At 65.5% G+C, this 11,656-nt stretch carries 11 protein-coding genes; 7 read left to right on the forward strand and 4 right to left on the reverse strand.

What is annotated here, in order from left to right:
* The first annotated feature begins 59 nt into the window (after nucleotides 1-59).
* The 3 genes from hrcA to ACFPTO_RS14795 all read left to right on the forward strand — a co-directional run bounded on the left by hrcA (nucleotide 60) and on the right by ACFPTO_RS14795 (nucleotide 2,741).
* Nucleotides 60-1,079 (forward strand): heat-inducible transcriptional repressor HrcA, encoded by a 1,020-nt coding sequence (hrcA, locus tag ACFPTO_RS14785; protein WP_377712207.1) that lies wholly within the window; start codon nucleotides 60-62, stop codon nucleotides 1,077-1,079.
* Nucleotides 1,080-1,223: 144 nt separating this feature from the next.
* Nucleotides 1,224-2,291 (forward strand): ferrochelatase, encoded by a 1,068-nt coding sequence (gene hemH / locus ACFPTO_RS14790; protein ID WP_377712209.1) that lies wholly within the window; start codon nucleotides 1,224-1,226, stop codon nucleotides 2,289-2,291.
* 42 nt (nucleotides 2,292-2,333) lie between these two features.
* Entirely contained in the window at nucleotides 2,334-2,741 is a 408-nt protein-coding gene (locus ACFPTO_RS14795; protein WP_296652346.1) for an RNA-binding S4 domain-containing protein, read from the forward strand.
* On the opposite strand, the gene ACFPTO_RS14800 is transcribed toward ACFPTO_RS14795, so the two are convergent.
* Complete coding sequence (locus tag ACFPTO_RS14800) at nucleotides 2,713-2,874, reverse strand: hypothetical protein (RefSeq protein ID WP_293036992.1); 162 nt, start codon at nucleotides 2,872-2,874, stop codon at nucleotides 2,713-2,715. The two genes, ACFPTO_RS14795 and ACFPTO_RS14800, sit on opposite strands and share 29 nt — an antisense overlap.
* A gap of 353 nt (nucleotides 2,875-3,227) precedes the next feature.
* Here ACFPTO_RS14800 and grpE point away from each other — a divergent pair, with 353 nt between their 5' ends.
* The 4 genes from grpE (at nucleotide 3,228) to pabB (ending at nucleotide 9,413) form a co-directional block, all read left to right on the forward strand.
* Nucleotides 3,228-3,782 carry a nucleotide exchange factor GrpE gene (gene grpE, locus ACFPTO_RS14805; protein ID WP_377712211.1) on the forward strand — a complete coding sequence of 185 codons (555 nt, stop codon included), beginning with the start codon at nucleotides 3,228-3,230 and terminating at the stop codon, nucleotides 3,780-3,782.
* Between the two features lie 226 nt (nucleotides 3,783-4,008).
* The gene (dnaK, locus tag ACFPTO_RS14810) at nucleotides 4,009-5,955 is read left to right on the forward strand and encodes a molecular chaperone DnaK (protein ID WP_377712213.1); all 1,947 of its coding nucleotides are present in this window, start codon (nucleotides 4,009-4,011) and stop codon (nucleotides 5,953-5,955) included.
* A 276-nt stretch (nucleotides 5,956-6,231) separates the two neighbouring features.
* Nucleotides 6,232-7,365 carry a molecular chaperone DnaJ gene (gene dnaJ / locus ACFPTO_RS14815; protein WP_293036988.1) on the forward strand — a complete coding sequence of 378 codons (1,134 nt, stop codon included), beginning with the start codon at nucleotides 6,232-6,234 and terminating at the stop codon, nucleotides 7,363-7,365.
* Between the two features lie 101 nt (nucleotides 7,366-7,466).
* Nucleotides 7,467-9,413 (forward strand): aminodeoxychorismate synthase component I, encoded by a 1,947-nt coding sequence (pabB, locus tag ACFPTO_RS14820; RefSeq protein ID WP_377712215.1) that lies wholly within the window; start codon nucleotides 7,467-7,469, stop codon nucleotides 9,411-9,413.
* Nucleotides 9,414-9,532: 119 nt separating this feature from the next.
* Here pabB and panB read toward each other — a convergent pair whose 3' ends face one another.
* From panB to folK, 3 genes are read right to left on the reverse strand one after another with little or no spacing between them, the layout of a single operon-like run.
* Nucleotides 9,533-10,351, reverse strand: a complete 819-nt coding sequence (gene panB, locus ACFPTO_RS14825; RefSeq protein ID WP_377712217.1) for a 3-methyl-2-oxobutanoate hydroxymethyltransferase — start codon at nucleotides 10,349-10,351, stop codon at nucleotides 9,533-9,535.
* 46 nt (nucleotides 10,352-10,397) lie between these two features.
* On the reverse strand, nucleotides 10,398-11,087 hold the full coding sequence (locus ACFPTO_RS14830) for a deoxynucleoside kinase (RefSeq protein WP_377712219.1): 690 nt from the start codon (nucleotides 11,085-11,087) through the stop codon (nucleotides 10,398-10,400).
* Nucleotides 11,084-11,638: a 2-amino-4-hydroxy-6-hydroxymethyldihydropteridine diphosphokinase gene (gene folK / locus ACFPTO_RS14835; RefSeq protein WP_377712221.1), complete on the reverse strand. Its 555-nt coding sequence runs from the start codon at nucleotides 11,636-11,638 to the stop codon at nucleotides 11,084-11,086. The genes ACFPTO_RS14830 and folK overlap by 4 nt, the downstream gene beginning before the upstream one ends.
* Nucleotides 11,639-11,656 lie beyond the last annotated feature (18 nt).

An 11,656-nucleotide genomic window follows, 5' to 3' on the forward strand; every position in this document is an offset into this window, starting at 1 on the left:
GCGGGCGCCGCCGGGCGCGCACTCGCCGTCGGAGCGCCATTAGGCTAAAATTTTCCGTCATGCTAGATCCTCGCGCACAAACCCTCCTCAAGACGCTGATCGAGCGCTACATCGCCGAAGGCCAGCCGGTCGGTTCGCGCACGCTTTCGCGCTACTCGGGCCTGGAGTTGAGCCCGGCGACGATCCGCAACGTCATGTCGGATCTGGAGGAGCTGGGGCTGGTGTCGAGCCCGCACACGTCGGCGGGGCGCGTGCCCACGCCGCGCGGCTACCGTTTGTTCGTGGACACGATGCTCACCGTCGAGCACGCCGCCGACGACGAGGCCGTCACCCGCGCGGTCAAGACGACGCTGCGGCCGGGCGAGCCGCAGAAGGTGGTGGCCGCCGCCGCGAGCGTGCTTTCGAATCTTTCGCAGTTTGCGGGCGTCGTGCTGACGCCGCGGCGCAGCCACATATTCAAGCAGGTCGAGTTCATGCGCCTGTCCGACAAGCGCATCCTGCTCATCATCGTGACGCCCGAAGGCGACGTGCAGAACCGCATCATGGCGACGCAGCGCGACTTCACGCCGTCCGAGCTCATCGAAGCCTCGAATTACATCAACGCACATTTCGCGGGCCTCTCGTTCGACGAAGTACGCCAGCGCCTGCGCGAGGAAATCAACGCGCTGCGCGGCGACATGACCACGCTCATGCACGCGGCGGTGACGGCGAGCACCGACATCACCGACACCGGCGAGACCGTGCTGATCTCGGGCGAGCGCAACCTGCTCGAAGTGGCCGACCTGTCCTCGGACATGGCGCGGCTGCGCAAGCTCTTCGACGTGTTCGACCAGAAAACGAGCCTGCTGCAGCTGCTCGACGTGTCGAGCCACGCGCAGGGCGTGCAGATCTTCATTGGCGGCGAGTCGAACCTCGTGCCGATCGAGGAAATGAGCGTCGTCACCGCGCCGTACGAGGTGAACGGCAAGATCGTGGGCACGCTCGGCGTGATCGGCCCGACGCGCATGGCGTATAACCGCGTGATTCCCATTGTCGACATTACCGCGCGCCTCCTTTCGCTCACGCTCAGCCAGAACTGAGCACGTATTCATCATCCGGCAAGCGCGCGCCGCGCGCCATTGGCCGAATGGCCGGGTGGGCGGGTGGGCGGGCACGACCCGGCCGCTATAATGTTTGCTTTGTGCAACTGTTGCTGCGCTCGCGCGCGGCGCAACTGATCGCCTATGCGTTTCGATCTGGAACGGCCGCTGCAGTCCGCGCTCGCGCATCGTGTCGCGGTGCTGCTCATCAATCTGGGCACGCCCGACGCGCCCACGCCGCGCGCCGTGCGCCGCTACCTGGTGCAGTTCCTGTCCGATCCGCGTGTGGTCGAAATTCCCGCGCCCGTCTGGCAGGTCATCCTGCGCACGATGATCCTGCCGTTTCGCAGCAGTGCGTCGGCGAAGAAATACGCCACCATCTGGACGCCCGAGGGCTCGCCGCTGCGCGTTCACACGCAGAAGCAGACCGACGGCTTGCGCCATCTGCTGCACGCGAACGACTACCCGGTGATCGTCGATCACGCGATGCGCTACGGCGCGCCGGATATCCCCGCGATCCTGAACCAGCTCAAGCTCGCAGGCGCGGAGCGCATCCTGCTCGTACCCATGTATCCGCAGTATTCGTCGTCCACCACGGCCACCGCGTTCGACGCCGTGTTCGCCGCGCTGCGCCGCATGCGCAACCAGCCGGAAATCCGCACGGTGCGCGCGTATTACGACCATCCTGCCTATATCGCGGCGCTCGCCGCCCAGGTCCACCAGTACTGGCACGCGCATGGCCGGCCCGATTTCGCGGCTGGCGACCGGCTCGTGCTGAGCTTTCACGGCGTGCCGAGCCGCACGCTCGACCTTGGCGACCCGTATCACGACCAGTGCCAGCAAACCGCCTCGCTGCTCATGCACGCGCTCGAACTGACGCCGGTGGAGTGCCGCGTCACGTTCCAGTCGCGTTTTGGTCGTGCGAAGTGGCTCCAGCCCTATACCGCGCCCACGCTGCGCGAACTCGGCCAGGGCGGCGTGCGCCGCGCGGACGTCTTCTGCCCCGGCTTTACCGCCGACTGCCTCGAAACGATCGAGGAAATCGGCATGGAAGTGCGCGACGAGTTCCTCGGCGGCGGCGGCAAGGAGTTTCACCGTATTCCGTGCCTGAATGCGTCAACAGCCTGGATTGCGGCGCTCGGCGAAATCGTTGCGCAGAACCTCCAGGGCTGGCCGGTTCAGACCGCTTTGCCCGCGGGCGCGGTTGCCTGAGTTATTGCATGAGCGCGCAAACGTCTGCTGCGGATTCCTCGTATGAACTACAAGATCTCGACTGACCCGTCCGCCCGGCTGCGCATCGACAAGTGGCTGTGGGCGGCCCGTTTCTTCAAGACGCGCTCGCTCGCGTCGGACGCGTTAGGCAAGGGCCGCGTGCGGATCGGCGGCGAGGTCGTGAAGGCGTCGAAGGACGTGCGCGTGGGCGACCTCGTCGAAATCGAGATCGAGCACGTGGTCTGGGAAGTTGAGGTGCTGGGCCTGTGCGATCTGCGCGGCCCGGCGAGCATCGCTCAGACGCTCTATGCGGAGACCGAAACCGGGCGCGCGCGGCGCGCGGCCGAACAGGACCGGCGGCGGCTCTTTCGCGAGCCCGCGTCGGCGCTGCACGGCAGACCGACGAAGCGCGATCGCCGCACTATCGACAAACTTGGGCGTGGGAGTTGAACAACGCGTCCATCGTGGCGTGAATGGCACCGTATTCCGTCGTGTTGTCGGTCACGGCGCCGGACATGCAGATGGTGGTGGTTCCGGCAATGAGTACCAGTGCGACCACCGCAGTTGCAAAGGTCAGTTTCACGGTACTCCCCCGGGAGATTGCACGGCGAAACGGCTGGATTGCAGCCAACTCGGTGTGGTGCCTGGCTCGGCAAAAACGTGCTTTGCGCAGGACCTGTTCCTGAGTTTAGGTCAGTGCTGTCGCCCACTCAATTTCATTCGTGCGGCACTGCGTTAATGGTTGTAACGGCGGGTTTCCGTTGCCTTTCGGCGGCGGAAAAAACCCGCGAGAAGCCCTTGAAATCGGCGATCCGGCATCCATGTGCATCTGCGATGCGCAAAGCGGATGTCGCGCCGGAGCAACATGGCGCGAGTCGCCGGGCCGGTGGTCCGAGGCTTTGCTCCCTTTTTTAAATTTCAACGACGTTCAGCGACATGGAAAACACGCAAGAGAACCCGACGAGCCAGAACCCCACGCCCGCGGACGATCCGTCGCAAGCCGCCGGGGCGGCTGCTGCAGACGCGGCGACGCAGGGCGGCGTGGACGCCGAACTCGCACAGGCGCAGGCGAAGGTCGCCGAACTGCAGGATGCGTTCGTCCGTGCGAAGGCGGAAACCGAAAACGTGCGCCGTCGTGCGCAGGAAGACGTCCAGAAGGCGCACAAGTTCGCTATCGAGAGCTTCGCCGAGCACCTGCTGCCGGTCGTGGACAGCCTCGAAGCAGCCGTCGCTCACGGCTCGGACGACCTGGCGAAGGTGCGCGAGGGCGTCGAGCTCACGCTCAAGCAACTGACCGGCGCGCTGGAAAAAGGCCGCGTCATCGCCATCGATCCGGCTGGCGAGAAGTTCGATCCGCACCGCCATCAGGCGATTTCGATGGTGCCGTCCGAGCAGGAGGCGAACACCGTCGTCAACGTGCTGCAAAAGGGCTATGTGATCGCCGATCGCGTGCTGCGTCCGGCGCTCGTCACGGTTTCACAGCCGAAGTAAGCAGCTGAAGTAAGTGTAATGAAAGCGTCCGTGCCCGCCGCGATGGCCGCCGCACGGACGATTGAAAAAAATTAATGACCGGATAGCGCCCGGGGTCTTGAAAACGCCGCAGTGGCACTTATTTGGGCAGCAGTTCCGGATTGAAGCGGATGGCCGGCGCAGCAGGCGAAAGCCGTAGCGCGAGCGGCGCTCCGCACAGCGACCAAACATTGGAGATTAGATAAACATGGGCAAAATCATCGGTATCGACCTCGGCACCACCAACTCGTGCGTGGCGCTGATGGAAGGCAATCAGGTCAAGGTGATCGAGAACTCGGAAGGCGCCCGCACGACGCCGTCCATCATCGCCTACATGGACGACAACGAAGTGCTGGTCGGCGCGCCGGCCAAGCGCCAGTCGGTCACGAACCCGAGGAACACGCTGTACGCGGTCAAGCGCCTGATCGGTCGCCGCTTCGAAGAAAAGGAAGTGCAGAAGGACATCGGCCTGATGCCCTACAAGATCGTCAAGCACGACAACGGCGACGCGTGGGTCGAAGCGCACGGCTCGAAGCTCGCACCGTCGCAGGTTTCGGCTGAAGTGCTGCGCAAGATGAAGAAGACCGCTGAAGACTATCTCGGCGAGCCGGTCACCGAAGCCGTGATCACGGTTCCCGCGTACTTCAACGACAGCCAGCGCCAGGCAACCAAGGACGCGGGCCGCATCGCCGGTCTGGAAGTCAAGCGCATCATTAACGAGCCGACGGCAGCCGCGCTCGCGTTCGGTCTGGACAAGGCCGAAAAGGGCGACCGCAAGATCGCCGTGTTCGACCTCGGCGGCGGCACGTTCGATATCTCGATCATCGAAATCGCGGACGTGGACGGCGAAATGCAGTTCGAAGTGCTCTCGACGAACGGCGACACGTTCCTCGGCGGCGAAGACTTCGACCAGCGCATCATCGATTACATCATCGGCGAGTTCAAGAAGGAGCAGGGCGTCGACCTCTCGAAGGACGTGCTCGCGCTGCAACGCCTGAAGGAAGCCGCTGAAAAGGCCAAGATCGAACTGTCGTCGGGCCAGCAGACCGAAATCAATCTGCCGTACATCACGGCGGACGCCACCGGTCCGAAGCACCTGAACCTCAAGATCACGCGCGCCAAGCTCGAAGCGCTGGTCGAAGAGCTGATCACGCGCACCATCGAGCCGTGCCGCGTGGCGATCAAGGACGCGGGCGTGAAGGTCGGCGACATCGACGACGTGATTCTCGTCGGCGGCCAGACGCGCATGCCGAAGGTCCAGGAAACCGTGAAGGAGTTCTTCGGCAAGGAACCGCGCCGCGACGTGAACCCGGACGAAGCCGTGGCCGTCGGCGCAGCGATCCAGGGCCAGGTGCTCTCGGGCGACCGCAAGGACGTGCTGCTTCTCGACGTTACGCCGCTCTCGCTCGGCATCGAGACGCTCGGCGGCGTGATGACGAAGATGATCAACAAGAACACCACGATCCCGACGAAGCACGCGCAGGTGTATTCGACGGCGGACGACAACCAGTCGGCCGTGACGATCAAGGTGTTCCAGGGCGAACGCGAAATGGCGGCGGGCAACAAGCTGCTCGGCGAGTTCAACCTCGAAGGCATTCCGCCGTCGCCGCGCGGCGTGCCGCAGATCGAAGTGACCTTCGACATCGACGCGAACGGTATTCTGCACGTCGGCGCGAAGGACAAGGCGACCGGCAAGGAAAACAAGATCACCATCAAGGCGAACTCGGGCCTGTCGGAAGCCGAGATCGAGAAGATGGTGAAGGACGCCGAAGCGAACGCGGAAGAAGATCACCGTCTGCATGAGCTGGCCGACGCGCGCAACCAGGGCGACGCGCTCGTTCACAGCACGAAGAAGGCCGTGGCCGAGTACGGCGACAAGATCGATGCGGGCGAGAAGGAAAAGATCGAAGCCGCGCTGAAGGACCTCGAAGAGACGCTGAAGAGCTCGTCGGCGGACAAGGCGGGGATCGACGCGAAGGTCGAGGCACTGTCGGCGGCGTCGCAGAAGCTCGGCGAGAAGATGTACGCCGACATGCAGGCGCAGCAGGCGGGCGCTGCCGGTGCTGCGGGCGCGGCGGCGGGCGGTGCGCAGGAAAGCGCGCAGCAGGCCGACGACGTGGTCGACGCCGACTTCAAGGAAGTCAAGAAAGACTGACGCCAGAGGTTCCCGACCGCGGCGATGAAGTAGCTGTAAAGCGCGGCGGGAACCGGCCGCATCGGTTACGATGCGCGCAGTATTTGCACACGCCTGGCGAGCCTCGACGGCTCTCCGGGCACATTTGTTTTTTGGAGCCTGCTCTCGACGGGGGCCGCAGGAGGTGCCGCAACGCGGCGCCACGGCGATCGACGGGAGTGGCATACGGGTCACAGACTCCAGCATTCACGAGGAGCCGGTGCGCGCGACCTGACGCGTGACCGGCGTTGAACCGATATGGCGAAACGGGATTACTACGAGGTTCTGGGCGTTGCGAAGAACGCGAGCGACGACGAAATCAAGAAGGCGTATCGCAAGCTGGCGATGAAGTATCACCCGGACCGCAATCCGGACAGCAAGGATGCGGAAGAGCATTTCAAGGAGGTGAAGGAAGCCTATGAAATGCTGTCGGACTCGCAAAAGCGCGGCGCGTACGACCAGTACGGGCACGCAGGCGTCGATCCGAGCATGGGCGGTGCGGGTGCGCAGGGCTTCGGCGGTTTCGCGGATGCATTCGGCGACATCTTCGGCGACATCTTCGGCCAGGCCGCGGGCGGCGCACGCGGCGCGCGCAGCGGCCCGCAGGTGTATCGCGGCGCGGACCTGCGCTACAGCATGGAGATCACGCTCGACCAGGCGGCGCACGGCTACGAAACGCAGATCCGCGTTCCGGGCTGGAGCGGCTGCGAGGTCTGTCACGGCTCGGGCGCGAAGCCCGGCACCAAGCCGGAAAGCTGCCCGACCTGTCACGGCTCGGGTTCGGTGCGCATGTCGCAGGGTTTCTTCAGCATCCAGCAGACCTGCCCGAAGTGCCACGGCACCGGCTCGTATATTCCCGAGCCCTGCACGAACTGCCACGGCGCGGGCAAGGTGAAGGAAACCAAGACGCTCGAAGTGAAGATTCCGGCGGGCATCGACGACGGCATGCGGATCCGCTCCGCCGGCAACGGCGAGCCGGGCATCAACGGCGGGCCGTCGGGCGATCTCTACGTCGAGATTCACATCAAGTCGCACCCGGTATTCGAGCGCGACGGCGACGACCTGCACTGCCAGATGCCGATTCCGTTCACGACGGCGGCGCTCGGCGGCGAGATCGAAGTGCCCACACTGGCGGGCCGCGCGAGCTTCACGGTGCCCGAAGGCACGCAGTCGGGCAAGACGTTCCGTCTGCGCGGCAAGGGCATCAAGGGACTGCGTTCGAGCATCGCGGGCGATCTTTACGTGCATGTGCAGGTCGAAACGCCGGTCAAGCTCACCGACCAGCAGCGCGATCTGCTCCAGCAGTTCGAGAAGTCGCTGGTGGAAGGCGGCGCGCGTCACAGCCCGCAAAGCAAGAGCTGGTTCGACCGCGTGAAGAGCTTCTTCGACTGAGTTTCAATCGAGCAGGGCACTGAACCGGCGGCTGGCAGCAGCGCCGCTGGCCAGGCCTCGCCAGGCTGGGTTAGCCCGTAGGTAGCCGGTAGGTGGCGTTTATGGCAGTGAACGACGGCGGCGCGGTGTTCGCGCTGCTCGACGATGGCAATTCCGATGGTGACTCAGGCGCGGCGCGCCGCACGAGTCGCCTGTACACGGGGTTCGTGCGTGAGCGCGTGTGTGCCCGGGCGCAGGATCTCGACGCGGTGTGCCGCGATGTCGACGACGATCTGCGCGCGGGGCTCCACGCGGTCGTACTGGGCGATTACGCGTTCGGCCGCGCCCTGCAGTTTGCCGCACCCTCCGATTGCGACTCCCACGAAACGCAGCATGGCGACGCCGTGCTGCGTTTTTTATTGTTCGAACGCTGCGAGCGCTTCGCGCGCGAAGAAACCGATGCGTGGCTCGCGGCGCGCGAAGGCGCCGACGCGCCCGCACCGGCCGGTATCGCGGGCGTTGTGTCCGGCGTCGATCGCGCACGGTTCGAAGCGGATATCGAAGCCGTGCAGGCCGCACTACGCGCGGGCGAGTCGTATCAGATCAACTACACGTACCGGCTTCAATTCGAGGCGTTCGGCGCGCCGCTCGCGCTCTATCGGCGCTTGCGCGCGCGCCAGCGCGTGCCGTATGGCGCGCTGATCGCGCTGCCGGGCGACCGCTGGGTGCTTTCGTGTTCGCCGGAACTGTTTGTCGAGAAGCACGGCGACACGCTGCGTGCGAAACCGATGAAGGGCACCGCCGCACGCCCCGCCGATCCCGAAGCTAATCCCGCAGCCGATCGCGCCGCAGCGCAGTTCCTCGCGAACGACCCGAAGAACCGCGCCGAAAACGTCATGATCGTCGATCTGCTGCGCAACGACCTCTCGCGCATTGCGCAGACGGGCTCGGTGCGCGTGCCCGCGCTCTTTTGCGTGGAGCCGTATGGGGCCGTGTGGCAGATGACGTCGACCGTCGAGGCGAACATGCGCGCGCACACGACGTTCGCCGATATGATGCGCGCGCTCTTTCCGTGCGGATCGATCACGGGCGCGCCTAAGCACCGTACGATGGAACTCATCGATGCGCTGGAGCATGGTCCGCGCGGACTCTACACCGGTACGATCGGCTGGCTGGAGGCTGCGGGTGCTGCGGGTGCTGCGGACGCAGCCGCGCGCGATGAAGGACGTGCCTTCGCCGTAGATGCATGCGGGGACTTCTGCCTCTCGGTCGCGATCCGCACGCTGACGCTCGACGCGCCCGCTGCGCGAGGCGGCATGCGGCGCGGAGCAATGGGCGTCGGCGCGGGCATCGTGCTCGATAGCGTTGCCGCCGACGAATACGAGGAGACCCGTTTGAAAGCACGTTTTCTGACCGGAGCCGATCCCGGCATCGCGTTGTTCGAAACGATGTACGCGACGCGTGCCGACGGCGTACGCCACGTCGAGCGGCATCTCGCGCGGCTCGCGGGCAGTGCCGCGTGGCTCGGTTTCCCCTGTGACGCCGATGCGTTGCGCGCGCGTCTTGCGGCGACCTGCGCCGGTCTGCCCGAGGGTGTGCCGCATCGCATGCGTCTTGCGCTCGGCAAGGACGGCGTGGCGCAACTGACCTTCGCGCCGCTTGCAGTGCTGGCCGGGCAGCCGGTCGGCGTGATGCTTGCCCCCGATCACGGCTTCGCGCCGGTCGAATCGGCCGATGCACTGTTGCTGCGCAAGACTACGCGCCGGGCCGAATTCGACCGCGCCTGGCGCGAAGCCGAAGCGCACGGCGCGTTCGACATGCTGTTCTTCAACGAGCGCGGCGAACTGACCGAAGGCGGGCGGTCCAACGTGTTCTTGAAGCTCGATGAGAAGTGGTGGACGCCGCCGCTGTCATCGGGCGTGCTGCCGGGCGTGATGCGCGGCGTGCTGCTCGACGATGTGTCGCTGGCTGCGAAAGAGCGCGTGCTCACGCGCGAGGATGTCGTGAATGCCGAGGCGCTGATGCTCACCAACGCACTGCGCGGTGCGGTGCCAGCGCGGCTTGTCTGATGGTTTTCTGAGGATCCCGGGCGGTCGCTGCACCGGAAGAAGGTGCGCGGTCAACGAAAACGAAAGAGCAAACAAAAAGGGCGCGGCGCTTCAAGCGCCGCGCCGTTCTTCAAAGGCGCTTACTGAAACCCGTGCTCGGCGCCGGGGAACGAGCCGTCCTTCACGGCCTTCACATACGCGACAACGGCCGATTCGATATTCGGCTGTCCCTGCATGAAATCCTTCACGAAGCGCGGACGCTTGCCGGGGAAAATACCGAGCATGTCGTGCAGCACGAGCACCTGGCCCGAGCAGCCCGCACCGGCGCCGATCCCGATTGTCGGCACGCGCAACTGGTTCGTGACCATCGCGCCGAGCGAAGACGGCACCGCCTCCATCAACACGATCTGCGCGCCTGCGTCCTGCAGCGCCTGCGCGTCGCGCAGCAGCTGCGCCGCGCCGCTCTCGGTCTTGCCCTGCACCTTGAAGCCGCCGAACGCATGCACCGACTGCGGCGTGAGGCCGATGTGCGCGCACACGGGCACCGCGCGTTCGATCAGCATCTTCACAGTGGGCGCGAGCCATTCGCCGCCCTCGATCTTCACCATCTGCGCGCCCGCACGCATGAGCTTCACCGAGCTTGCGAACGCTTCTTCGGGCGTGCCGAACGTGCCGAACGGCAGATCGGCCATGATGAGCGCGGACGGCTGCGCGCGCGCGACGCACGCCGTGTGATACGCGATGTCGTCGAGCGAGACGGGCAGCGTCGTCGTGTGCCCCTGGAGCACATTGCCGAGCGAATCGCCGATCAGCAGCACGTCGACGCCCGCGCGGTCGCACAGCGACGAGAAGCTCGCGTCGTAGCAGGTCAGCATGGCGATCTTTTCGCCAGCATCGCGCATGGCCTGGAGTTTGGGCACGGTGACGGCGCTGCGGCTCGTTTCCTGCAGGTAAGTCATGGAGCAGTCCGTTGGAAAGCAAGACAGAAAGGGAAAGGGTCGCAGCTTACAGCAGCGTGCCCTGGACGTTGGACTCCTTGCGGCCGCGCATGGTCTCGATGCGTTCGGCGATGAGCGCAAGGTCCGCGTCGGAGTCGAGCGGATTCAGGTTTTCTGCGCCGACGGTCAGCACCGGCGCGTGGTCGTAATGATAGAAAAATTCGTTGTAGCTGTCGCAGAGGGCGCGCAAAAAGGTGTCGGAAATCGGCAGTTCGGCGGGATTCGCGCGTTTCTGGATGCGCGCGTAGAGCGCCTCGGGGCTCGCCTGCAGATAGACGACGAGATCCGGCGGCGGCACCCGGGCGACGAGCCGTTCGGCGAGCGCCTCGTAGAGCGGCAGTTCGTCCGGGGCGAGCGTGAGGCGCGCGAACAGATCGTTGCGCGCGGCAAGGAAGTTGGTCACGATCGGCGTGCCCGCCGCCCGGCACGCGGCGATGTCTCTCGACATATGCTCGCGGCGTAGCGCGAAATGCAGCTGCGCGGCGAGGCCGTGACGCGACGTGTCGCGATAGTAGCGTTCGAGAAACGGATTGGCCGCGCTCGATTCGAGCAGTGTGTGCATCGACCAGCGGTCGGCGAGACGCGTGGCGAGCGCCGACTTGCCCGCGCCGATCGGCCCTTCGATGGCGATGTGGGACAACGGCGGACGCGCCGTGCGTGCGGTGCGCGTGGTCGCGAAGAGCGAAGGCGCGTTCATCGGCCGATGCCGTCCGGCGCCGGGTTGTCCTGTGCGCGGTCGATGGCCGGTGCCGCGCCGAAGCACTGGCACAGCGGTTTCAGCTTCTCGATGCGCTGGTCGGCCACGGCGGGCAGCAGCGCGCTGGCCGGACCGTGGCCGGGAATCACGAGATCGGGCTCGATCTCGACCGCCGGCACGAGCACGAACGCGCGCGCCGTCATGCGCGGATGCGGCACGGTCAGGTCGGCCGTGTCGATCACGGCGTCGCCGAACAGCAGGATGTCGATGTCGAGCGTGCGCGGGGCGTTGCGAAAGGGACGCTCCCGGCCGAAGTGGTGTTCGATGCGCTGGCACAGCGCCAGCAGTTCCGGCGCGCCGAGGCTCGTGTCGAGCTTGACCACGCAGTTCAGGTAATCGTCGCCGTCCGCGTCGATGGGGGCGGTGCGATAGATGCTCGACTTGGCGAGCACCGCGAGGGTGTGCTGCTGTGCAAGGCACACCACCGCGTCTTTGAGGGTCTGGCGCGCATCCCCCAGATTCGCGCCGATTCCCAGCCAGGCAACCGTCATGGCTTCACTTCCTGCGAC

The sequence above is a fragment of the Paraburkholderia denitrificans genome (assembly GCF_042655705.1).
Lineage (GTDB): Bacteria > Pseudomonadota > Gammaproteobacteria > Burkholderiales > Burkholderiaceae > Paraburkholderia > Paraburkholderia denitrificans.